This window comes from Flavobacterium sp. SM15 (genome assembly GCF_022012335.1).
Lineage (GTDB): Bacteria > Bacteroidota > Bacteroidia > Flavobacteriales > Flavobacteriaceae > Flavobacterium.
This window is the reverse complement of the sequence record NZ_JAKLTO010000007.1, coordinates 41,363-65,680: the sequence shown is the minus strand read 5'-3', so window position 1 is coordinate 65,680 and position 24,318 is coordinate 41,363. Positions and strand designations below refer to the sequence as shown.

General features: G+C 40.3%; 21 protein-coding genes. 9 read left to right on the top strand and 12 right to left on the bottom strand.

The window, feature by feature from the left end; all coding sequences use genetic code 11:
• The first annotated feature begins 131 nt into the window (after positions 1–131).
• The 3 genes from LZZ90_RS11920 (at position 132) to LZZ90_RS11910 (ending at position 3,061) form a co-directional block, all read left to right on the top strand.
• Positions 132–893: an exodeoxyribonuclease III gene (locus tag LZZ90_RS11920; RefSeq protein ID WP_237790927.1), complete on the top strand. Its 762-nt coding sequence runs from the start codon at positions 132–134 to the stop codon at positions 891–893.
• Positions 894–951: 58 nt separating this feature from the next.
• Entirely contained in the window at positions 952–1,917 is a 966-nt protein-coding gene (locus LZZ90_RS11915) for an OmpA family protein (RefSeq protein WP_237790926.1), read from the top strand.
• A gap of 106 nt (positions 1,918–2,023) precedes the next feature.
• Entirely contained in the window at positions 2,024–3,061 is a 1,038-nt protein-coding gene (locus LZZ90_RS11910) for an aldo/keto reductase (protein WP_237790925.1), read from the top strand.
• On the opposite strand, the gene LZZ90_RS11905 is transcribed toward LZZ90_RS11910, so the two are convergent.
• The 4 genes from LZZ90_RS11905 to LZZ90_RS11890 all read right to left on the bottom strand — a co-directional run bounded on the left by LZZ90_RS11905 (position 3,058) and on the right by LZZ90_RS11890 (position 8,676).
• A complete protein-coding gene (locus tag LZZ90_RS11905; protein WP_237790924.1) occupies positions 3,058–4,437 on the bottom strand; it encodes a sorbosone dehydrogenase family protein in 1,380 nt (459 codons plus the stop codon). The two genes, LZZ90_RS11910 and LZZ90_RS11905, sit on opposite strands and share 4 nt — an antisense overlap.
• Positions 4,438–4,499: 62 nt before the next feature.
• Positions 4,500–6,116 carry a DUF4139 domain-containing protein gene (locus LZZ90_RS11900; protein ID WP_237790923.1) on the bottom strand — a complete coding sequence of 539 codons (1,617 nt, stop codon included), beginning with the start codon at positions 6,114–6,116 and terminating at the stop codon, positions 4,500–4,502.
• Positions 6,117–6,156: 40 nt separating this feature from the next.
• Positions 6,157–7,332: a VWA domain-containing protein gene (locus tag LZZ90_RS11895; protein ID WP_237790922.1), complete on the bottom strand. Its 1,176-nt coding sequence runs from the start codon at positions 7,330–7,332 to the stop codon at positions 6,157–6,159.
• Positions 7,333–7,353: 21 nt separating this feature from the next.
• Positions 7,354–8,676 carry a prenyltransferase/squalene oxidase repeat-containing protein gene (locus LZZ90_RS11890; RefSeq protein ID WP_237790921.1) on the bottom strand — a complete coding sequence of 441 codons (1,323 nt, stop codon included), beginning with the start codon at positions 8,674–8,676 and terminating at the stop codon, positions 7,354–7,356.
• Between the two features lie 150 nt (positions 8,677–8,826).
• Between LZZ90_RS11890 and LZZ90_RS11885 the strand changes: the two genes are divergently transcribed.
• The 3 genes from LZZ90_RS11885 to LZZ90_RS11875 are packed head-to-tail and all read left to right on the top strand — an operon-like array spanning position 8,827 to position 11,881.
• A complete protein-coding gene (locus tag LZZ90_RS11885; protein ID WP_237790920.1) occupies positions 8,827–10,656 on the top strand; it encodes a histidine kinase in 1,830 nt (609 codons plus the stop codon).
• On the top strand, positions 10,653–11,402 hold the full coding sequence (locus tag LZZ90_RS11880; protein ID WP_237790919.1) for a LytTR family DNA-binding domain-containing protein: 750 nt from the start codon (positions 10,653–10,655) through the stop codon (positions 11,400–11,402). The genes LZZ90_RS11885 and LZZ90_RS11880 overlap by 4 nt, the downstream gene beginning before the upstream one ends.
• A gap of 23 nt (positions 11,403–11,425) precedes the next feature.
• Complete coding sequence (locus tag LZZ90_RS11875) at positions 11,426–11,881, top strand: GNAT family N-acetyltransferase (protein ID WP_237790918.1); 456 nt, start codon at positions 11,426–11,428, stop codon at positions 11,879–11,881.
• A 13-nt stretch (positions 11,882–11,894) separates the two neighbouring features.
• Here the strand turns inward: LZZ90_RS11875 and LZZ90_RS11870 are convergent, their stop codons facing one another.
• The 8 genes from LZZ90_RS11870 to panC are packed head-to-tail and all read right to left on the bottom strand — an operon-like array spanning position 11,895 to position 19,732.
• Positions 11,895–13,859 (bottom strand): transglycosylase domain-containing protein, encoded by a 1,965-nt coding sequence (locus tag LZZ90_RS11870; protein WP_237790917.1) that lies wholly within the window; start codon positions 13,857–13,859, stop codon positions 11,895–11,897.
• A 19-nt stretch (positions 13,860–13,878) separates the two neighbouring features.
• Positions 13,879–14,391, bottom strand: a complete 513-nt coding sequence (locus LZZ90_RS11865) for a hypothetical protein (RefSeq protein WP_237790916.1) — start codon at positions 14,389–14,391, stop codon at positions 13,879–13,881.
• 7 nt (positions 14,392–14,398) lie between these two features.
• Entirely contained in the window at positions 14,399–14,863 is a 465-nt protein-coding gene (locus tag LZZ90_RS11860) for a hypothetical protein (RefSeq protein WP_237790915.1), read from the bottom strand.
• A 20-nt stretch (positions 14,864–14,883) separates the two neighbouring features.
• Positions 14,884–16,245, bottom strand: coding sequence for a DNA repair protein RadA (gene radA, locus LZZ90_RS11855; protein ID WP_237790914.1), 1,362 nt, complete (start codon positions 16,243–16,245; stop codon positions 14,884–14,886).
• Position 16,246: 1 nt separating this feature from the next.
• A complete protein-coding gene (locus tag LZZ90_RS11850; RefSeq protein ID WP_237790913.1) occupies positions 16,247–17,506 on the bottom strand; it encodes an alpha/beta hydrolase in 1,260 nt (419 codons plus the stop codon).
• A gap of 47 nt (positions 17,507–17,553) precedes the next feature.
• The gene (locus LZZ90_RS11845) at positions 17,554–18,516 is read right to left on the bottom strand and encodes a lysylphosphatidylglycerol synthase transmembrane domain-containing protein (RefSeq protein ID WP_237790912.1); all 963 of its coding nucleotides are present in this window, start codon (positions 18,514–18,516) and stop codon (positions 17,554–17,556) included.
• Between the two features lie 2 nt (positions 18,517–18,518).
• Entirely contained in the window at positions 18,519–18,869 is a 351-nt protein-coding gene (gene panD, locus LZZ90_RS11840; RefSeq protein ID WP_237790911.1) for an aspartate 1-decarboxylase, read from the bottom strand.
• 14 nt (positions 18,870–18,883) lie between these two features.
• Entirely contained in the window at positions 18,884–19,732 is an 849-nt protein-coding gene (gene panC / locus LZZ90_RS11835; RefSeq protein WP_237790910.1) for a pantoate--beta-alanine ligase, read from the bottom strand.
• 109 nt (positions 19,733–19,841) lie between these two features.
• Here panC and LZZ90_RS11830 point away from each other — a divergent pair, with 109 nt between their 5' ends.
• From LZZ90_RS11830 to glmS, 3 genes are read left to right on the top strand one after another with little or no spacing between them, the layout of a single operon-like run.
• On the top strand, positions 19,842–20,648 hold the full coding sequence (locus tag LZZ90_RS11830; RefSeq protein WP_237790909.1) for a glycogen/starch synthase: 807 nt from the start codon (positions 19,842–19,844) through the stop codon (positions 20,646–20,648).
• Between the two features lie 12 nt (positions 20,649–20,660).
• Complete coding sequence (locus LZZ90_RS11825; protein WP_237790908.1) at positions 20,661–22,421, top strand: DUF4270 domain-containing protein; 1,761 nt, start codon at positions 20,661–20,663, stop codon at positions 22,419–22,421.
• A 2-nt stretch (positions 22,422–22,423) separates the two neighbouring features.
• Complete coding sequence (glmS, locus tag LZZ90_RS11820) at positions 22,424–24,271, top strand: glutamine--fructose-6-phosphate transaminase (isomerizing) (protein ID WP_237790907.1); 1,848 nt, start codon at positions 22,424–22,426, stop codon at positions 24,269–24,271.
• Positions 24,272–24,318 lie beyond the last annotated feature (47 nt).

Here is a 24,318-nt window from a genome sequence, read left to right as displayed (position 1 = left end):
TTAGAGATTATTATGGTTTTTCGGACCAAATAATTTCGCAGGTAATTGACAATGAATCGTTTATAACTATTTGCGTTGGGTGTTATAAATGTGAATGTTTTTTGGCTACTTTTGAAGAAATTAAACAACGAATGAAGATTATCTCCTATAACGTAAACGGTATTCGTGCCGCAATTACCAAAGGATTTTTAGAATGGCTCCAAAGTGCGAATCCGGATGTGATTTGCCTTCAGGAAATTAAAGCAACACAGGACCAAATTCCGGTCATGGAAATCGAGCTGGCGGGCTATCCGTTTCAGTATTATTTTCCCGCCGAAAAGAAAGGTTACAGCGGAGTGGCAATTTTATCGAAGACGGAACCCAAAAATGTGGTTTACGGAACCGGAATCGATTATATGGATAAAGAAGGGCGAAATTTACGCGCCGATTTTGAAAATTTTTCCGTGATGAGTCTCTACCTGCCATCGGGAACGAACATTGACCGTTTGGATCACAAGTTTCAATACATGGACGATTTTCAGATCTATATTGACAACCTGAAAAAAGAAATCCCGAACCTGATTATAGGTGGGGATTATAATATTTGCCATCAGGCCATTGATATTCACGATCCGATTCGCAACGCCAAAGTTTCTGGATTTCTGCCGGAAGAACGTGCGTGGTTGGATGCTTTTATGAAAAGCGGGTTTATAGACAGTTTCCGTCATTTCAATAAAGAGCCGCATAATTACAGTTGGTGGAGCTACAGGGCGGGAGCACGAGGCAACAACAAAGGATGGAGGATCGATTACAATCTGGTGAGTGAACCTTTGAAAGATAAGATGAAACGCGCCGTGATTTTGCCAGAAGCCAAACATTCCGACCATTGTCCGGTGTTGGTGGAAATGGAATAGTGAAAAGAAAAGAACATAAACATTGAGAATAATTGAGTAACGCTAAATACCACAAAAAATGATAAAACAAGTATCTGCAGGAATTTTGGCTTTGGCCTTAACCACTTCGTGTGTATCGAAAAAGATGTACACCGATTTAGAAACCAAATTTGCCGATTTAAAAAAGGAAAACCGCTCCTTAGCTGATGAAAACGAAGCTTTGAAGACCGGTAAAAACCAACTAGAGTTAGATAAAACTACGTTACAGGCGGAGTTAGATAAATTAAAAGCGGAAAGAGACAAACTGGCCTCTGATTATGCGGCGGCAAGCAACAATTTAAAAACGTTGCAGTCGTCTTACAACGCGCTAGAGAAAAACAGTGATGAGGCGTTACAGTCGAACATGAACAAAAACCGTGAATTGTTGGCGCAGTTGGAAGCTAAAGAAAAAGCATTGGCTGCGGAAAGAGCCCGTCTGGACAAGTTGAATAGAGATTTGAAAGACCGTTCGGATCGTGTAAACGAATTGGAAAGCATGATAGCTGCTAAAGAAGCTGCCATGAACAAGCTGAAAGAAACTTTGTCAAAATCGTTAAAAGCGTTTGAAGGAAAAGGACTTACTGTACAGCAAAAAGACGGAAAAGTATACGTTTCCATGGAAAACAAATTACTGTTCCAATCCGGAAGCTGGGTAGTGAACCCGGAAGGAAAGAAAGCAGTGGATTTAGTTGGAAAAGTATTGGGCGACAACCCTGACATTTCGGTGTTAATTGAAGGGCACACCGACAACGACAAAATCACCGGAGCTATTGGTGGTGGAGTAGAAAGCAACTGGGATTTGTCTACTAAACGTGCTACGGCAATCGTAAATCTACTTACTTCCAATGCAATGGTGAGAAAGGAAAATTTAACTGCTGCAGGTCGTGGAGAATACTCTCCTTTGGTGTCTAATGAAACTGCAGAAGGTAAAGCGAAAAACCGTCGTATTGAAATCATCCTGACTCCAAAATTGGATGAAATCACCAAAATGTTAAACGAAATCTAATCGATTTTCAAACATACATAGGAAAAGCTCAGAATTAAAACTCTGAGCTTTTTTGTTTTTCAAACTTAGCAACTTTGTATCTTTGCCGCTTTGTAAGACTAGTACAATGAAATACACCACATTACCCCATACCGATTTAAAAATCAGTGAAATTTGCTTAGGCACCATGACTTTTGGCAACCAAAACACCGAAGCCGAAGCGCACAACCAACTGGATTATGCCATCGAAAGAGGAATTAATTTTATCGATACTGCCGAGATGTATCCCATCGGAGGTAACGAGCATATTTTCGGAAGCACAGAGCGTTTTATCGGAAGTTGGCTGGCTAAAAACAAGCACAAACGTCAGGATTTGGTTGTAGCTACAAAAATAGCCGGGCCTAACCGTGGAATGGGTTATATTCGTCAGCCGTTGGATTTTTCCAAGCAAAGCATTCATCAAGCAGTGGAATTGAGCTTGAAAAACCTACAAACGGATTACATCGATTTATACCAGATGCATTGGCCGGAGCGTGTGATGAACATGTTTGGCAAACGTGGGGTATCGGAACTTGACAATATATGGCAGGATAATATTTTAGATGTTTTAACAACGTTTGATGGTTTGATTAAAGAAGGTAAAATCAAACATATTGGGGTTTCCAACGAAAATCCTTGGGGAGTGATGAAATTTTTAAACGAAGCGGAAAAGCATAATTTACCCCGAATCGCGACCATTCAAAACCCATTTTCGTTATTGAATCGTTTGTTTGAGGTAGGTTTGTCGGAAATTTGTATGCGTGAAAACGTTGGTTTATTGGCTTATTCACCCCTTGGTTTTGGGTTTTTGACCGGAAAACACTTAAACGGAATTTTGCCGGAATCCCGCTTGGGCTTGTTTCCGCATTTTACAAGATACACCAACGAGAACTGTTTCAAAGTAACCAAGCTGTATCAGGAGTTAGCACACAGTTTAGGATTGACACTGACGGAATTGGCTCTCGCTTTTGTACACCACCAACAGTTTGTGACTTCGACCATCATCGGGGCAACTTCGTTGGATCAGTTGGAGGAAAATATCAATGCGTTTGAGGTGCGTTTGACGGATGCGGTTATTGCCGAAATCAATAAAATACAAGAAAAGATACCGAATCCGGCACCTTAATTTTTGAGCAATTTATGAGCAACGGTCAATCCCAGATTGTCGGTGAGCTTTAAAAGATAAAAACCAGCAGGTAGTGGTTCTGTATTTACAGAAGTTATCGGTTGGTTTTCTGTTTTTTTAGCGAATAGTTTCTTTCCGTTGGTATCGAAAATTTCTACGGAACTTACATAGGTTGAAGCATCTAAATTCTGTATAAAAACTTCCGATTTTGCAGGATTCGGATAAAGATTGAACGCTGTTTTGTTAGTTTCAACGGTACCCAATGAGCTGTCCAGAATCTTATAAATCGTTCCATTGCTGATGGAAACTACATATAATTCTCCGCTACTGTCTTCTCCAAAACTCACAAAATTATTGCCGGAAAAAGTAGGGGAAAATGTTGCATTTCCTGAAGCATCGCTCATTCCAATTTGCGCTTTGCAATAATCGGAAAAAAAATACTTGCCCTGAAAATTTGGGAATTGTGTGCCTCGATAAACATAACCGCCTGTAATGGAGCAGAACCCGTCGGCATGGTTGGTTATCAGTAGCGGAAACTTCAAAGTATTTTGCACAGGACAGCCCGTATTATTATAAACGGTGTTGCCTTCATAACAGCGCCAACCGTAATTCAGTCCGCTTTCGGTGGAAGCCGCTCGATTCACTTCTTCGTACAAACCCTGACCCACATCGGCGATCCATAAATCTCCTGTTTGTCGGTCGAACGAAAATTTCCAGGGATTGCGTAAGCCAATCGCCCAGATTTCATCGGCACCAGCCACACCTACATAAGGGTTCGTAGGAGGGATGTCATAAGGAGAACCGGAATTCACATCAATTCGAAGCATTTTGCCTAACAATTCGTCGATGTTTTGCGCTCGGTTGCCTGGATCGCCTCCGCTACCACCATCACCCATTCCAATGTACAGATAACCATCAGGACCGAATTTCAACGTTCCTCCGTTATGATTGGAAAAAGGTTGTGGAATGGTTAAAAGTATCGTTCCTGTAGGATTGGCGAGGTTTGGATTACTGGGATTTACCGAATAACGCGCAATTACCGTAGCTCCATCACTAGTTCGGGTGTAATTGATGTAAAAAAGACCGTTGGAAGCATAATTCGGATGGAAGGCCAAACCAAGTAATCCCTGTTCACCACTTTGATTGGTTAACGAAGTAATGTTGAGAAAGGGCGTTGCATTTACGCTTCCGTTGCTGTTCAGGATTTTGATGATTCCGTCCTGTTCTACAACAAACAAACGACTGTCACCGCAATGTTCCAGGTCAACCGGGGAAGTAAAACCTGAAGCAAACGTTTGCAGGCCTACTATACCGGTTTGTGATTGACCTTCACAGCTGATGAAAACCAAAGCGATTATAAAACCGAAGTATTTCATGGGTAAATATTTGGTTGTCATAAAATTATAAAAAAATCCCGACACAAAGGCCGGGAAATATGTTATAGATTATCGATGGTTTTGTCTTTAGGGGATTTCACCATATAACTTAAGCGGAGCTTTTTCGTTTCGTTAGGTTTTAAATTGATTTCCCAGCTGAGCAATCCGGTTTCGGCATTGAGTTTTGCGCCGTCTTTTTCTTTTAGTTCGATTTCGATTTCCTTATCGGTGCTTAATGGAATCTGGTCGTCTAATTTAATGCTTACCGCTTCTTTTTTATTGTTGCGAATAACAATGTCGTAAGTGAAGGTTTGCTCCTTTTTCGAAGATAAGAATTTCGTTCCCGATTTTTCAACGATTTTTTCACGTTTGATGGAAACCTTTTTATCACGCCCCATACTCAAATTTAAAGTATCCGAAGTTTGCCCCGGGTTTACCAAAGTTTTTCCAACGTACATGCCTTCAAAAATGATGTTTGCTTCGCCTTTTAACAAATTGTACTTGCCATAATCGGTAATTTCTGCCAGAAGAAACGCCTCTTTGTCCAGTTTCGGAGCCGCATAATACTTGTAGGAAGCCGGTAATTTGATTTCTTTCAGCGCCACACTGTGTTTCTTTCCGTTGGATAAAATGTCGTACGGAATGTCGATGTCGAAAGAAATGTTCAATTGGTTTTCGTTGATCGTTGTATGTGCTGAAATAGAATTAGCGCCTCTTATTTTAATATTCGAATCTTTTTTTGCGCTATAACCACTTACCACAACTTCCTGTAAGGCTGGAGAAGCATCATCTGCTTCGTAACCATAGGCATTTCTATATCTTAAAAACCAAGGATTTACCGTTGGCGCCTGATTGCTCTGGTTCGGATTTCCCGAGGACAACGTCAATTTTACTTTCTTCCAGTCTATACCGGTATTCTGAGTTACTTGTGCTTTGTACATCATGTTGATGGGCGAGGTCACATTGTCTGCTCTCAAATCGTAAAAGGGTGCCCAACTTGCCCTATTGGTCAGATAGGAAATTTCCAGAGGAACATTCCCGGCAGCAGTATTCATGACTTGTAACACCAATTTTCCCGTTGAGGTTTTTTCTTCCTTTTCGGTGTTGATTTCCAGTTTGGTGTTCAGGCGCTTCAGCGTTTCATTCAGTTTCTTTTCCTTTTCGGTAAGCGTGTTTACATTGTTGCTCATTTCTGTGCGCTTGGTTTTGTAGTACTCGACCATTTTCATCAGTTCCGCCACACTCAATCCTGAATTTTGACCAAAAACCTGTTGGTTCTTGTCCAGAAGCTCGATGGTTTTGGTTTCCGAATTTTTGGTATTGATGAGTTTCTCAAGTTCTTTTTGTACCAAAATGATACTATCTTTTACTTTTTTTATCGCCGGCGAATTTTCATCCACCTCGTATTCGGAAATATAATCGTTTGTGAATTGCACCGAAAGCACCGTTACGGAAGCCGGAGCTCCAATTTGAACGGAATTCTCATTCAGGTAATTGGCTACATTTTTAATTACAATTTCACTGGTTCCGGCCGGTAAGGTTACATTTGCATTTTGTGAAAGTTCGGCAGCATTAAAATAAACCGTTGCTGATTTTACTTTAGCCTGTGTAAAAATGGGTTTCTGGGCAAAAAGCAAACCGGAAATTAAAAAAAGAATGGCAAAAAAAAACTGTTTCATAGAAAAAGGGTTTAGAGGTTTAAAAGTAAGAAATTGCTTTTTATTTTTCAACCGTATAACCTTTAGTTTTAGCAAAAGCAATAACGGAACTGTTAATTGCACCGCCCAAATCGTCCTGGCTGTTGGTTTTTTTCATTTCAGCATCGATAAAGGCCTGACGTTTTTTACCTAATTCGCCAATTTCCTTCTGAATGGCTTCGCGTTCTTTAGATTTCTGATCCACATAAACTTTAATTTCTGCTTTGGACTTGTTTTGCAGTTCTTTTGGCAATTCTTCTTTTTTGAGTTTGTCGATGGCTCCTTTGTCGTCTTTAACTTTGTCGACTAAATCCCAGCTGTCATTTTTATAAACCGCTTTAGATTTACTCACCGTACGCTCTGCAAAATTGGCTGCTGAAACGCCTTGTGCATTGGAATCCTGTGCTGCCTGATTCATTTTCTTTTCATAGCCCATACTGCCATAACTGATGTAAGTCGTGTTGATTCTGGTATTGCATTCGGAGATGCGCACATCGTAAGGCGTAGCAATATAAATCACCGCTTTGTTGGAATCAATGTTGAAATACTTGCCTTTTCCCGCATCGGCGCCGTCTTTCCAGAACGTGCGGATGCCTTCTTCCTGATTACCACAGAAAATCGTGTTGATGTAAATGTCTTTTTTGAGCGCATCGCTAATCGCTTCTTTATAGTTGACGCCGCCTTGGTTGAACGCTTCGTTTCCGGCAATGTAGACCAGTTTCATATTCGAAGCGTCTTTGCCCCAGTTCAGTTGTTTGGTGGCATCGGCAATTACAGCACCGCAATATTCAGAGCCACCATTGGTGCGAAGTGAAAACAGTTTTTCGGAAATCAGGTCCAAATCGGTAGTAAGTGGCGCGACTTGACGAATGTAATTCGATTCTTGAGACAAACCGTCGTTTCCATATTCGTACAACCCGATTTCAATATCCGGTGTTTTTCCGTGGTATTTTAGTGTGGTTAAGGTATTGACGATGTTCCACAAACGGGATTTCGCCTGTTCGATCAAACCGTCCATGCTGTTGGAAGTGTCCAGCAAAATGGCTACTTGAATTTTGGTGTTTTCAACTTTGATCGGTTTCTCAATTGTTGAAGCAGAAGTTAACGTTTTTGAAGTTTCCTTATGGTTGGAATTCGTGCAGTTTGCAAAAGTAAAAGCGGTTGCAAAAAGGGCTGTGATGATGAATGTTGATTTCATGGTATTTGTCTTTTTAAAAAATTATTGTTGTAAGGTTTTGATGTCGTTTTCGATGGTTAAAATCAGTAGGCAGGTTGCGGTGCAGAACACCGGACTGGTAATGCAATGATGTCCGTTCCAACTACCGTTCTCATTCTGGATTTTGATGATTTTTCCGCTCACATTGTCGTACCAGTGTTTCCAGTCGTTGTCTTTTTTTACCATTAAAGATTCGCCGGTTTGCAGAAAGCTCATGAATTCTTCTCCGCCGTTGTTCCCGAAACCGTTCATAACGTTGTTGTCCATGGCCTGTACTTTGGCGGCTTTGTAAACTTTGGTAGCAACATCATAGGAAGCGGCTTTTTCACGGGTAACGCCTATTTTTTCTAAATTTTCCTTGCTCATTTCGGCTTTTCGATCGATTTTTCCTTCGGATTTGGCTTTTTCGAAGAGTTCTTCGGCTTCTTTGGCTTCTGTGGCACTGCCACGAACCGAGCTGCTTACCGCATAAAGCATAATTCCTGCGCCGTCTTCTGTTTTTGCACGATTGTTATCCGCATCGTAATTGCCTTTCTGATAGTTTCTTGCGGCGTCAATTTTGTCTTTACTTACTTTGATGTTTTTGTTTTTGGATGCTTGTTCTAATCCGGCATTGGCAAATGAGGATTGCAACACACCGGCCCAACCGGCACCACTCACTTTTCCGTTTCCGTCGTACGATTTTTCGATTTTATCTACACAAATCTGAATGGCGTTTTCTACTCTTTTTCTAAGTGTTCCCTCGGATAAGGTTGGTATGACTTGGTTTAAGAATTGCAAGGTCAAGGCAGCATCAATGTTTTGCCCGAGTTTGGTTTGAATCTGGGTACCGCGCACTTGGGTAATGAACTCGTTGTTTTTGTTTTTCTCCACTTCGGATAAAAGAAATTCCAGAGCATTTTTAAGTTGGGTTTTGTATTTCCCTTTTTCAATGGAATAACCCATTCTGTATAATGCCATCGAAGCCATCGCAGTTGTTGCCGGATCGGAACTTACGGCGTGCGGGTTCATTTCTCCCTGATTGCTGTGGGAACCGGCTCCCCAGCCTCCGTCTTTGTTTTGGGCTTCTGCTAGCCATTTTTCGCCTTTATTGATCGTTGTGGTCGTTTTGGAATCATTTTTGTACTTAGCATAATCGGTTACCGATTGTTCGCCCATCATCGACATAAAAACACAAGGTTTTTCTTCGGTTTCGGGCTTTTCAATTGCAACAGAGGGTTTGTATTGGACAACAGGATTTTTTTCAGAAGAGATTTTTGAGGTAAGAGCAGCCCCTGTAACTAATACCGAAGCGCTCAAGACTGCAATTAAATTTTCCGTTTTCATAGTTTTTTGGTTTATGATTCTATCCCAAAATTATCTTGAGAATTTGCACGTTTTTTGCAGAATGGGTGAAACCAGGTTTCGACTTGGTGAAACCGCTTGCCGCACCGTTTTTAAAATATTTACTTTACATTTACATAGAAACACAGTAGTATGTCACTAAAACAGGCCTTTTTTGCTTTTATTTTTTTTACGCTAAACCTTGGTCTTGAGGTTTCCGCGCAGGATAGTATTCAGCCTGCCGCAACCAAAAGCAAAAAGGCTGCAAGCTATAAAATAAGCAGAGCTGCGGACGATTTGAAAGAATCATTAGACGCCAACGATGAGGTTCAAATTGCCAAAAACTATGAGAACCTGGCCGATGGATTCATCGAAAAAGGGGACAACGCCAAAGCGGAAGAATACCTGAAAAAAGCGCTGGGCACTTATACGAAATTGAAACGTAACCGGGATCAAACCAGAGTTAATCGAAGCTTAGCCAAAGTACAGGAGTCGCAAAATAAAATCACTTCAGCAATACAGAATTATGAAGCGGCCGGAGCAGTTGCCCCAGATAAGAATTACGAGCAATTGAACTTCAATGATGCTAATCGTTTGCGAAATGCCAACAACCCGGCGGCTCAAATGGGGTATTCCAAATACAATATTCAAATTCTTGAAAAAGCGGATAAAAAAGAAGAAGTAGCCGATGCTTATGTACAACAAGCACAGATGAACCTGCAGCAAAAAAACAAGGAAGTAGCCATTCAGAGTTATGAAAAAGCGATTTCTTATGTAAAAGATAAACCGGAAGAAGTCGCTAAACTGAGAACGGAAATTGCCAAAGTGTATGCTTCCGACAATCAGTTTGACAAGGCTTTGGGCATCAGTGAAAAATTGTTGGCCGAGGCTAAAACCAAAAATGATTTTGATACCCAAATTAAGCAACTGCAAACCCTAGCGACCATTTATTTCAAAAAAAACGAACCGGAAAAAGCGATTCAGTGTTTACAACAAGCCTATCAATTGGCGCTGCAACAAGGTAAAACCGACGAAGTGAAAAACAGCCTGTTGCAATTGCTTCAATATTATAAAACCCATGGTAAAGACAAAGAAAGCATTGCTTTGTATGATGATTTTTTTCAGAATTTCGACAAACTCATCCGCAACGACAGTTCTTTAATTGATGAAAAAACCTTTCAGGTCACGGAGGAGAAAATCCGTCAGCTGGAAAAGGAAAAGATATTGAAAGACGAACTCATTGCCAAGAAAAATACGTTCAATTATGTGCTTTTGGGATCGTTGTTGTTGCTTCTTTTGTTGGTGGGATTGATTGTAAAAGCGCTGTATTCCATCAAAATCAAGAATAAGGAAATCGCGTTACAGTCGTTACGACGGGAAATGAATCCGCATTTTATTTTCAACAGTTTGAACAGTGTCAACCAGTTCATTTCGCAAAATAAAGAGCTGGAAGCCAACAAGTACCTGACTTCGTATTCGCACCTTATGCGCAACATGATGGAAAATTCCAACAAGGATTTCATCAGCCTGAGTAACGAAATCGAACAGCTCAAGAAGTATCTGGATCTGGAACATTTGCGTTTTCAGGACAAATTTGACTATCAGATTGTGGTAGACGATGCTTTGGATACCGAAACGACTCTAGTCCCGAACATGCTCATTCAACCGCATCTGGAAAATGCAATCTGGCACGGTTTGCGCTATCGGGATACCAAAGGATTACTGCTCTTGAAATTCGAACTCAACCGTGGAAAAGTTTCGGTACTAGTAGACGATAACGGGATCGGCCTGACCGAAAGTGCCGCCTTGAAAACCCGCAACCAGAAAGTACATCAGTCGCGCGGTGTGACCAACACTAAAGAGCGTATCAGTCTTCTGAATGAATTGTATAAAACCAACATCGATTTCTCCATTACCGAAAAAAACAGCGGAACCACAGGAACTTTAGTAACCCTTACCTTTCCCTTGCTTGATAAATTATGATGACCTTACAGAAAATAAAAGCCGTAATTGTTGAAGACGAAACTGCTGCGCGTGAAGTGCTCAAGAATTATCTTGGGAAATATTGCCCACAGGTAGAAGTAATTGGAGAAGCCCAAAACATCAAGGAAGCCGTTCCGTTATTGCACGAAGTGACGCCGAAATTGGTGTTTTTGGATGTGGAAATGCCTTTCGGAAATGCTTTTGATGTGTTGGAAGCCTGCAAGGATTTGCAGTTTGAGACGATTTTTGTGACCGCTTTTTCCGAATATTCACTTAAAGCCCTCAACCAAAGCGCCGCCTATTATCTGTTAAAACCCATCAGTATTGAAGAATTGATTGTGGCGGTCAATAAAGTGCAACAGCATATTCTCAATAACGAGCTTTTCAACCGGAACAAAATCATCGTGGAGAATTTCCGTGAAACCCAGCCGGAGAAAAAGCAGGTGATTTTACCTACTTTGGAAGGTTTTGAAGTGGTGAAAATGGAAGACATCGTCCGCCTACGAGGCAACGGGAACTTTACCGATTTACACTTAGCCGATGGCAGTAAAAAAATGGTGTGCCGTTTTCTCAAGCATTTTTCAGAGATTTTACCGTTTCCTTTTTTACGTGTACATAAATCGCATATCATCAATATTAATTTTGTAAAATCCTACAACAAAGGCGGTTACATCATGCTGAACGACGGCGCGGAAATCGAAATTTCACCAACTTATAAAGAAGAGTTTTTAAGAAATTTCAAATGATTTGAAATCCTTTAAATAACAAGATGAACCCTGAAATCAGTATAAAACCGTATTCCATTGCAGACAAGCCAAAATTGTTGGAATTGCTCTCACTGAATGTTCCTAAGTATTTTGCTCAGGAAGAAATTGAAGATTTTAACCTTTATCTGGAACACGAATTGGAACTCTATTACGTTGCTTCATTCGAGAATCAAATCGTTGGAGCCGGAGGAATCAACTTTGAAGAAAGCCGTAGCGTAGCCAAAATCAGTTGGGATTTCATTCATCCCGATTACCATAAGGCCGGTATTGGTACGAAATTGTTAACGCATCGACTGTCGATTTTACAAACTATGGAAGAAGTTAAGGTGATTTTGGTGCGAACTTCTCAATTTGCCTATCCTTTTTACCAGAAAAACGGATTTGTCTTACTTGAAACCATTAAAGATTATTGGGCGAAAGGTTTTGATTTGTATCGGATGGAATACAAAAAAGCCTGATTTTTTTTAGAACTTAAAAATCAAATTCGTCCGGATCAAAACTTATGGAATCGGTAGCGGTAGAATCCACAACGGTTTTCAGTTTCAAGAACGAACGTGCCCTTCCTGAGATGTAAATCGGCACGGATTGCCCAATAGTGTCTTGATCGGTAATTAGTGCGCGGCGCAGCATCAGATTTTTAATGTATTTCTGGTTTTTTTGCGCATAGGGTTTCTGATTTCCCTGATCGTCAAACTGCCACATGAATTTTTTGGGTTTCGGGACGATCGAAGCCAGATACAAACATTCGTTTAAGGACAAAGCGCTTGGACTTTTCTGGAAATAGAAGTGCGAAGCTTCCCCAATACCGTATACATTTGGGCCCCATTCAATTACGTTGAAATACACTTCCAGCATTCGGGATTTTGTAGCAATTCGGTTGTTTTCTAAAATGTAAACCAAAAGGATTTCTTCCAGTTTTCGAGATAAGGTTTTTTCACGGGTCAGGAAGACGTTTTTCACCAGCTGCATGCTGATGGTACTGGCTCCGCGTGCAAATTTCTTGGTGCGGATGTTCTTGACGATTGACTGTTTGAAGGCTTCATTGATAAAGCCACGATGGCGGAAAAATGACGGGTCTTCATTGGTCAAAACCGCTTTTTCCAAATAAGGTGAAATCTGATCCAAAGGCGTATAGTTCGGATTGGCTGCTCCCACTAAAATAGGGCGTTGCTCCACACCGTTTTCTATGGCACGATAGGTGAATTCGCCGTTGAGTTTGGCTAAATTGGCCGCTCCATATTTGGTAATGCGCAGGTTCTCTTTATTTAATTTACTGTCAAAAATTAATTTATGAGGTTTGTTTTTGTTGTATTCAAAATCGAGTTTGTAATCAAAATTGCCTTCCGCTTCCATGCCTTCAAAATTGGTGAAAAGACCTTTGGGCAATGAGGTGATGAAATCCTGAGCTTTCATTTTCGGGATATCAACTTTTAGTTTGTAAATTGTGTCTTGTTCAGTACTGTATTCTGCAAACGGCTTGACTTTTATGTGGTTAAGCTGTGCCGATGAACTACTGTCAATCGAAATAAAATCACGACCCAAAAGAAAACGGTAATCAAAACGGGCGTTTTGAATGACCACGTCTTTTTTTGCAATTTTCGGATGGTTGAGGGTAAAGTTTTCGATCGAAGTAAACCCGTCAATATGCAGTTCACCGCTTTCCATTTCAAGTTTGTCCAGCTTTATTTGGATGTTGTCAAAGCTTGATTTTAATCCGAAACGTTCATCGATATAGGGCAATTGGATTTTAGAGGTGTCTGCGCTGAAAAATTTTAAATCGGCTTTCTTATCGCGCGGATCGGCAAAACCGCTGATCTTCCAGTTTTGAGCAAACGTATTGGTTTTTACCTGAATTTCGGATTGCAGTTGATGGTCCTCCAAACGCAAATCGTTCATTTGTAAAACCACTTTGCGTCCCATATCGTCCATGCGTAGTGAAAGGTTTTTGAGCTGCATTTCCGAAGGCACCAAATTTAAAACTTTATTTAAGAGGCGATAGGCGAGTTTTGCGTAATTGCGTTTCTCGTTTGATTTTTCTTGTTTGTCCCGTTTTAGAAAAGCGTCAAAATTGCGTCCGTTTTTATTTTTGACCAGTTGGATGAAACCGTTGTTCATTTCCAGGTTTTTCAGCTGTAAATCGCCGGTAAATAGTTCTAGAAGGCTGTAACTGGTTTTGATTTTCTGAACGGCTAACAGGGTGTCGGCATTATTTGGAACTAAGATGATTTGGTGCATTTCTACTTCCGAAACTCCATTGAAATTGGCTTTTTTAACCGAAAAAGTGCAGTTGTAATCGGTTTTAAATTTGGATTCGGCCTTGGCAATCGCTTTCTGCAACAAAGTGTCACGGAAGAAATACAATCCTCCCAACAACAATACTAAAAGTACTGCTGAAATTTTAAGAAACAGAAAAAATTTTTGCTTTTTGGTTCTCATCCCAATGGAAATGTTGTGTTTACAAGAGCGAAGCTACTAAATTTTCTACTTCTAATTTCTGTGAGGCGTATTTTTGTTGCAATTCCGAACCTTCTCCCATCCGTTTGTAGTAGTCCAGTGCTTTTTCACCAAAGAATTTTTTATGGAAATTAGAGCATTCTGGAATCTTTGGGAAGATTTTATGGAACAGCATTTCGTAATAGGCCTGCCATTCGCGCTCGTTTTTGTCCATGACCATATGCTCCTTTGATTTCTGAATCACGTGTACCATTTCGTGGGCAATCAGGTTCATGATCATCTCGAAAGGAAATTCGAAAGCGTTTTCGGGTAGTCGAATGATTTGAGGTTCGCCAAAAGTGCCTTCGGTAGTCATTAAAATGAAATCGGGTTTGGCTGCTTCTCGGTATTCAAAACCTTTGAAGTTGGGCTGCTCTAAGCCAAATTCCCGAATCAAAAACTCGCCGGCCTGCGCAGTTTCGCCCAGTTCATGAAAACTGTTGATGATTTGCAGGATTTCGGCTTGAGATTTCATTTAGGTTTTATTTTACCGTTATTACTTCCAGTCCTATTCCAAGAACATTAGGAAGATATGGGCCTTTATGCTGGTTTGTGATACTGATCTTGTAAGCGCCTTTTAAAAATTTAGCGTTTTCTTTAAGAGGAACAAGTAAATCGCAAACATCGCCACTGCATTCAGCTAATTGTTTACCGGTAGCATCTTTTATTTTTAAATCGAAAGGAATTTGTTCTTCTTTTTCGTCGGGGCTGGTTATTTTTATAAGCAATGGTATGCTTTCATACTGATAATCGTATATATGACTGAATTTCAGATTAAGGGTGTAGGTTTTGGAATCGTCTTCAATGCTGAAGTCAAAAATCTTTTCCTGATCGGAGCTCCAACGATTGTTTTCGAAATCAGTATCTAGTTTGCTGTACACTTTATTTTTATCACAGGAAATAAACATGGTAAAGATTCCCAAAAGCAAAAATAATCTAGTTTTCATATTGTGTTTTTTTAGAGATTTTATCCAAAAAGCTGTTCCACCACATCTTCAATCTTTGCGACCATTTTAACGTCAATCAAAGTGTCTTTCAATGAAATTTTATTGTATTTGGAAACGAAAATGGTTGAAAAACCAAGCTTTTCCGCTTCCTGTATGCGCTGTTCCACACGGTTTACCGGACGGATTTCTCCCGATAGGCCGACTTCCCCTGCAAAACAAAAATTTTTGCCCACCGGAATATCTTCATTCGAGGACAAAATTGCAGCGACTACCGCTAAATCAATCGCAGGATCGTCTACGGAAATTCCTCCGGTTACATTTAGAAATACATCTTTGGCGCCTAATCTGAAACCGGCACGTTTTTCCAAGACGGCTAAAATCATGTTCAGACGTTTGGCGTTGTAGCCTGTGGTGCTTCGTTGTGGCGTTCCGTAAACAGCTGTAGAAACTAGAGCCTGAATTTCAATCATCAAGGGGCGCATGCCTTCCAAAGTTGTAGCGATAGCGGTTCCTGAAAGTTCTTCGTCTTTATGAGAAATCAGAATTTCTGATGGATTGGCCACTTCTCTTAAACCCGAACCTTGCATTTCGTAAATACCCAATTCGGCTGTGGAGCCAAAACGATTTTTCAGCGAGCGCAAAATGCGGTAAATGTGGTTGCGGTCGCCTTCAAACTGCAAAACAGTATCCACCATATGTTCCAGAATTTTTGGACCCGCAATGTTACCGTCTTTAGTGATGTGCCCGATTAAGATAACCGGAACATTGGTTTCTTTGGCAAATTTGATAAGCTCCGCGGTACATTCACGAATTTGAGAGATGCTTCCGGCCGAAGACTCGATGTAATCCGTATGTAAGGTTTGAATTGAATCGATAATCACGATTTCCGGTTCAATTTCTTCAATCTGTCGGAAGATGTTCTGGGTTTTGGTTTCGGTTAAAATGTAGCAATTATCGGTATCGGCCGTGATGCGTTCTGCACGCATTTTGATCTGCTTCTGACTTTCTTCCCCGGAAACATAAAGGGTTTTGTAAGGAAGTTTTAGTGAAATCTGAAGTAGCAACGTACTTTTTCCGATACCCGGTTCGCCGCCTAAAAGGGTTAAGGAACCCGGTACCAATCCACCGCCTAAAACCCGGTTGAGCTCCCCATCGGTGGTGTCCATCCGGATTTCTTCGGCAGAATCAATTTCTTTTATTCTAAGAGGTTTGGATGCTTTTTTTACCGCGGAAGTTTCGGTTTTCCAAGCGACTTTCTCCTCTTTTTGGATAATTTCTTCAACTATGGTATTCCATTCTTTGCAGGCCGTGCATTGCCCTTGCCATTTGGCAAACTGGGTGCCGCAGCTCTGGCAAAAAAAGGAAGTTTTTATTTTGGCCATTTTATTGTTTTGGTTCTTCTTTTGGCGTTTCGGCTGGTGTTTCTGTTGGGGTTTCTGCAGGAGTGTCAGTGGTTTGTTGGATTTCTTCCTGCGCTTTTTTACGGTTGTCTTTTCCTTTTTTCAACTGTCCTTTAATAGCGTCGGCACGTTCCAGCATCATGTCTTTGGTTAAATCACGGATTGGCTCCATGTTAAAAGCAGACATGAACGCTTTTTGAGCTTTAGCCGGTTCCCCCATGTTGTCATAATACATGGCTTTGTGGTATTCACTTAACATCGATTTCGGATAATTTTTCTTAGCCAAGTCGGAAAGGGTCATGAAATCTTCAAAGTTTTTGTTTTTCATGATGGCTGCCTCAATAGCTTTGAAATCGCTCAGCCTGATTTTTGGAGTGAAACCTAATTTTTTCTGGATTCCGTTGTATTTGTCTACTAAATACTGCGTGTGGCCTTTTTCCAAGGAACCGATTTTTTCATGAAATTCGTTCATTGAAATTGGTTGGTACCCGTCAAAAATGGCGTAAATAGCATTGTTAATGGCAAAAGGAACCAATGAATAATGGGAAGAATTTTTGAAATCATCAAAACTGTATTTTACAAAATCCGATTTAATGTTTTTGGCGTTTTCATTAAGCGCTAAGATGTGTTCGCGGTCTTTTTTCAAATCACCATCCGCGGTGGCCAAATAGAAGAAAATCGGTTTTTGAGTAATTTTTAAACGGTCTGGAATGCGGGTTTCCATCTCTGCAGGTAGATCCGGGCTTAAACATAAATATGCATTAAAAACCGGATTGTCTTTATACAAGTAAGCGTTCAAAAAACCTGCTGTTGCGTCATGACCGGCAATTAAACGATAAGGTGCCGCACGGAATTTTTTCTCAATGTAAGGCAACAGTTCTATTCCAATGAATTCGAAAAACTTAGCGCCTTGTTCTGTCGGAAGGCCGTTTTCGTCAAATTGACTGTCGTTGTCGCGTTCACTGTTTTTGTTTTGGTTGATGCCTACAAGAATCATTTCCGGAAGATCATCCCAATACGCTCCGTATTTCACGGTTCCCATAATAGGATCCAGTAAATATTCGCTGTCCAACACTACAAAAACAGGATATTTTTTGTCTTTATTGTTTTCGTAGGAAGCTGGAAGGACAATGGTAATGTCGCGCGGTCCTCCTAATTTTTGAGATTCAAAAGGTTCGTCGTAGCGTTGTGCAAAAAGGGAACTCGTTACAAAGGTGAACAGTAACAGTAATTTGGTCTTCATATAATTTACGAATTAAGCTGTTGAAATTGAAACAGCAATATAGTAAATTATTTTTTGCGGTGAAGAATCGGTAAAAGTAAAAACGAAAGTCCACCTAATAGTACAACCAATGCTGTTTGCGAGCTCCATAAAATCCATCCAAAAGCAGTTCCGGCGGTTTCAGGAATGTTATAAAGGAGTAGGATTTGGGAAATCATCAGTGGAAAAGCACCAAAACCTCCATTGGTAAAAGTTACCGCCAAACTTCCTACTACAAATGCCGTTACTATTGTTCCGAAACTTATGCTGCTGGTTTCCGGTAAAGCATAAATTGCAGAATAAAAAGTAAGTACATAGGAAATCCAGATTACAGCTGTATAACTAAGAAACGGGATGCGTTTAGGCATTTTAAAAGTACTTAAAAGCCCTTCGATTAATCCGGCAACTTTTTCTTTAATAAGCAGTATAGGTTTCCATTTTGAATAGATAAAAAGCAGCAAAACGGTAATAAATCCAATTCCTCCAACAATTGCAAGTTGTATTAACTTTTCAAAAGGGATGGTTTTAATCAGAAAGGATTTCAGTTGGTCAAACTGTAAAACCAAAGCGGTTAAAATAAATCCGATTAAGATGAACAAATCAATAACCCTTTCTGCGATGATGGTTCCGAAAGCTTTGTCAAACGGTGTGTTGTTGTATTTGTTCAGAACTAAAGCTCTGGAAACTTCTCCTGAGCGCGGAACCGTGTAGTTCATCATATAACCAATGTTTACCGCTGCAAAATTGGTTTTGAAATCGGAAAAATAGCCCATGTGTTCCAGGCTGAAGCGCCAACGGTAACCGCGAGCAGCCAAACTTACAATCGAGAAAACAGAAGATATTACAATATAGCTGTAGTCGGCATTTTTGAAATACCCTTTCATTTCTTCGATCTGCTCGGGTGTGAACTTGTTATAGGTGTAAAAAACTAAAAAAACTCCCAACAAAAGCGGGAGTACAATGCCTAATATTTTCTTTATTTTTTCTTTCAAAATTATTTTAAGGAGTTGTCTTCTTCATTAGGGAACACTAATGATGGTTTGAAGGTTTTTGCTTCTTCACAAGTAAGGATTCCGTAAGCAATGATGATGATGATGTCGCCTTTATGGACTTTTCGCGCTGCGGGTCCGTTTAGGGTGATCTCACCGCTGTTTCTGGGTCCGGTAATTGCGTAAGTTTCCAAACGTTCCCCGTTATTTAAGTTTACGATGGATACTTTTTCGCCTTCATAAATGTTGGAAGCTTCCATTAAAGCCTCGTCAATGGTAATACTACCGATGTAGTTTAAATCAGCTCCAGTCACCTTAACGCGGTGAATCTTGGATTTAACAACTTGAATCTGCATGATGCAAAGTTATATCAATTTAATGAAATATTGTCAATTAATCGCACGTTGTTTATGAAAACTGCAATAAAACCGCGGTATTTCTTGGTTTTACTTTTTCGTTTACACGGCAGCAAAGTGGCTTCATCGGCAATTTCAAAATACTCCAACTGAAAATTTGGGCGTTTTTTAAAAGTGTCTTCTACAAAAGCAATGACTTCTTTGGCGCTGTGTTTGGTAAATTTTGATTTCGCGGCTTTTAAGGTTTTATAAATGAGAGCCGCTTCGTTTCGGGCTTCTTCAGAAAGGCGTTCGTTTCTGGAGCTCATTGCCAGCCCGTTGGTTTCCCGATGAATTGGGCAACCATGAACTGAGACAGGAAGCTTGTGTTTTTCCACCATCTTTTTTACAATTTGAAGCTGTTGGAAATCTTTTTCACCAAAATAGGCATTGGTTGGCTGTACAATTTCAAAAAGTTTTTTTACAATAGTGCCTACCCCGTCAAAGTGGCCGGGACGGTGGGCGCCTTCCATTTGAAATTCCAATCCGTCGTAATTGAACGGTATCGATTTGGTGTTTCCTTCATACATATCTTCTACCGATGGGGCAAAAACCAGAATGTCTTTGGAAAGTTCAGTTATTTTTTCAACATCGCGCTCTAAAGTTCTTGGGTATTTTTCCAAATCTTCCGCATTATTGAACTGCGTTGGGTTTACAAAAATACTCACTACGGTATAGCTGTTGTTTTTAAGGGATTCTTTCATAAGTGAAAGGTGTCCCTGATGCAAAGCGCCCATGGTTGGGACAAATCCGATTTTGGTTTTTGGGGTGCAAATTTGCTTTAAATGCGCCGTTAAATCAGACTTTTTAGTGAAGATGAACATTTTCTTCTGAATTTAAATTGTATGCAAACTTACTATTTTGTTAAACAACTGCATAAATTTTTGTAATTTTGCATGTTTTTTGTACCTATTACTAAAATAAATATTACAAATGGAAGATAAGAGGATATTGTACGTATCATCTGAAGTAGTGCCTTATTTGGCTGAAAATGAAGTTTCTTTAATGTCGTATGACGTTCCAAAAATGATCAACGATCAGGGCGGGCAAATACGAATTTTTATGCCGCGATATGGAAATATCAACGAGCGAAGACATCAGTTACATGAGGTGATCCGTTTATCAGGGATGAATTTGGTGGTGAATGATATGGACATGCCTCTGATTATTAAGGTTGCTTCCATTCCGAAGGAGCGTATTCAGGTTTATTTTATCGATAACGACGAATATTTCAAACGCAAAGCTACTTTTACCGATGAGGAAGGGGTTTTGTATCCGGACAACGACGAGCGCGCCATATTCTTTGCAAAAGGGGTGGTGGAGACCGTTAAGAAGCTGAACTGGGTTCCCGACATTATTCATGTTCACGGCTGGATGGCAGCGATGCTTCCGATCTATATGAAGCATTTTTATAAAAACGAAGCGCTTTTTGCGGACACAAAAATCGTAACTTCGGTTTACAGTCAGTCTTTTGATGAGAATCTGGATACAGCAATGATTAATAAAGTTGTTTTTGATAACGTGCCGCAAGAAGCGGTAAAAGATTTGGCTGAGCCTAATTTTGAAAACATCATGAAGGCTTCCATATTGCATTCGGATGCTGTAATTGTGGCTTCAAATGAGGTGTCGTCAAGTTTAACAAAATTTATAGAAACTTCAGGCAAACCTTTTTTACCTTTCGTGCCTAAGGAGAAGTTCGCTCAGGCGTATACCGATTTCTATAAAAACTACGTTTTATAATTAAATTTTAAGATGAATAAACACTCATTGATAAAGAAAAGCATTCTGTTTTTTGCAGCGGCTTTTTCTTTAATTTCTTGTGATAAAGACTTTAATACCATAGGTTCAGATATAGTTGGGGAAGATTACCTTACTATGGATAGAGAAACGTTTGAGCCTACAGCCGGTTACGAATTAACTGGCGCTGTTCAAACCAGTAATTTACCCGTAAATTCATTAGGGGTAAGTTATAACCCGGCTTTGGGAACAAGAGTTTCTCATTTTGTGACTCAGGCTAAACTTCCTGTTGATGCACCTGATTTTGGATTGAACCCTCAGGTCGATTCGGTTTGGGTGTACATTCCTTATTTTAGTCATCAGGACGGTATGGAGTCGGATGGGGTTCGACGTAAGTTCGTTTTGGATTCTATTGATGATTTTTTAGACCGTACTACACAGCCAGATGCTTATAATCCGACAAAATTCAAGTTGCGCGTTTACGAAAACGGGTATAATTTACAGACTTTTGACCCGGGAGCTTCCGATGGAGTGTTAAGGCACTATTCCAACGAAAAAACAACAAAAATGGATCCTTATAAAAGAGGAACCGATGCTGCCGGAAATGTTGTAGTGAATGGTGATCCGCTTAATAAAAATGCTTCCGCTTCAGAATACGACCAGTTCTTTTTTGATGCTTCCGAGAGAATTCTTTTCAGAAGAAATCAGAATGGGGAATATCTTGAGGCTTCAGGTAATACTGCTTTGGCAGATCAAAATGATATTACAAAACGTACTGTTGTAGAGCGTTTTACACCAGGGATTTGGATTAACCTTAATAAGGAATACTTCCGCAAAAAGATTTTAAATGCACCTGCTTCAAGTCTTGTAAACAATAATGTGTTTACCGAATATTTCAGAGGGCTTTACTTTGAGGCTGAAGCCAATTCGGATGGATATGGAGCCATGGCAATGCTTGATTTTGCAAAAGGGTATATTAAGATCGAATACTCTTATGGTGAATTGGGGGATCACGACAATAACCCAAGTACCCCGGATACTATTGAAAATAAAAGAACTTCTACCAGACTTAGTTTAAGTGGAGAGACTGCAAATTTTTACGATAATTATGCAAGCCCGTCTCTGAATTTAACGGATAGACTTTTCGTTTCTGGTGGCGGTAAAGGGTCAAACGGAAACGGAGATGGAGCGGTTTCTTACATCGATGTTTTTGGACCTGATGGGCCAGATGACGGAGACGTGCCGGATTATTTGCAGCAATTGAGAACCAAAGGCTGGTTAATTAACGAAGCGCACCTTACCTTTTATGTGGATGAACAACAAATGCATAAACCCGGGCAATCAGAGCCACTGCGACTGTATCTTTATGATTCTAAAAATAACAGCCCAATTTATGATTACCTGAGTGATGGAACTACCAGTATGTTAGGGCCAAAATTCCAAAAAGCGATTTATAATGGGGTTTTACAGTCACAACCGAGACAATCGAGTACTGAAGAGCCTAAAGGATTGAAATACCAATTCCGAATTACGGAATATGTTAAGAGGTGTATTAATAAAGATAGTACCAATTACAGACTTCGCCTTTCTGCTACGGAAAGTATTGCAAATACTAATAATGTATACTATAAAACTCCAAACGGAACACCAAGCACTAAGTATTTGCCAGCGGCTTCGGTAATGAGTCCGTTAGGGACAATTTTATATGGGCAGACTGAAACGCTTTATCCGGAAAAAAGAGTTAAATTAGAGATTTATTATACAAAACCCGACTAAATATGTGTGGAATTGTTGGATATATAGGTCACAGAGAGGCTTATCCTGTGATCATTAAAGGTTTGAAAAGATTAGAGTACCGTGGTTACGACAGTGCCGGTGTGGTTTTGTGTGAAAATGGAGGCTTTAAACTAGCTAAAACCAAAGGAAAAGTTTCCGATTTGGAAGCCAGAGCTGAAAAAGAAATTACCCTTACCGGAACTATGGGAATGGGACATACGCGCTGGGCAACACACGGAGTGCCTAACGATGTGAACTCGCATCCGCATTTTTCCAATTCTGGAGAGTTGGTAATTATCCACAACGGGATCATCGAAAATTATGAGCCTTTGAAAAAAGAGCTTATCAATAGAGGGTATACTTTTAAATCCGATACGGATACCGAAGTGTTGATTAACCTTATTGAGGAAGTTCAGAAAAAAGAAAACCTTAAACTAGGAAAAGCAGTGCAGGTGGCTTTAAACCAAGTGGTTGGAGCTTATGCTATTGCTGTGATGGATACCAAAAAACCGGATGAAATCGTAGCAGCCCGTTTGGGTAGCCCGTTAGCAATCGGAATCGGGGAAGACGAATATTTTGTCGCTTCTGATGCTTCTCCGTTTATCGAATATACGAATAATGCGATTTATCTGGAAGATGAAGAAATGGCAATTATCCGTTTAGGTAAACCAATGAAAGTGCGTAAAATTAAAGACGACTCATTGGTAGATCCTTACATTCAGCAGCTTCAGATGAATTTGGAGCAGATTGAAAAGGGAGGATACGATCATTTCATGTTAAAGGAAATCTACGAACAGCCCAATGTGATTAAAGATACCTACCGCGGGCGTTTGCTTGCCAACAAAGGAATTATCCAAATGGCGGGCGTGGAGGATAATATTGAAAAATTCACCAACGCGAGCCGAATTTTAATTGTGGCTTGTGGTACTTCATGGCATGCCGGTTTGGTAGCAGAATACATCTTCGAAGAATTTGCAAGAATTCCGGTAGAAGTGGAATATGCTTCCGAATTCCGATACCGAAATCCAATTATTTACCCGAACGATGTGGTCATCGCGATTTCCCAATCCGGAGAAACAGCCGATACTTTAGCCGCGATTAAATTGGCTAAAGAAAAAGGAGCGTTTGTTTTTGGAGTGTGTAATGTGGTGGGGTCTTCAATTTCGCGTGAAACGCATGCGGGCGCTTATACCCACGCAGGGCCTGAAATTGGAGTGGCTTCTACAAAAGCATTTACAACACAAATTACTATATTGACTTTGATTTCGCTTCGTTTGGCTAAGGCTAAAGGAACGATGAGTCAGTCTGATTACCAGCGTTATTTGTTGGAGTTGGAGTTGATTCCTGAAAAAGTGGAAGAAGCGTTGCAAACCAACGAAGTGGCTAAAACCATCGCGTCGATTTATAAAAGTGCGCCAAACTGTCTTTATTTAGGACGTGGTTATAATTTCCCTGTTGCTTTGGAAGGAGCGCTTAAGTTAAAAGAGATCTCTTATATCCATGCCGAAGGATACCCCGCTGCTGAGATGAAACACGGACCAATTGCACTTATCGACGAGCAAATGCCGGTAGTGGTTATTGCGCCAAAACAAAATCATTACGATAAAGTAGTGAGTAACATTCAGGAGATCAAAGCGCGTAGCGGAAAAATTATTGCAGTAGTTACCAAAGGTGATGTTCAGGTAAAGGAATTGGCCGATCATATCATTGAAATTCCGGACACGGCCGAAGCGCTTACTCCGTTGTTAACGACTATTCCGTTGCAGTTGTTGTCGTACCATATTGCGGTAATGCGCCAATGTAACGTCGATCAGCCCAGAAACCTTGCAAAATCAGTTACTGTGGAATAATATCAAAAGCGGATTTTAACAGTCCGCTTTTTTATTGCAAAAAATTC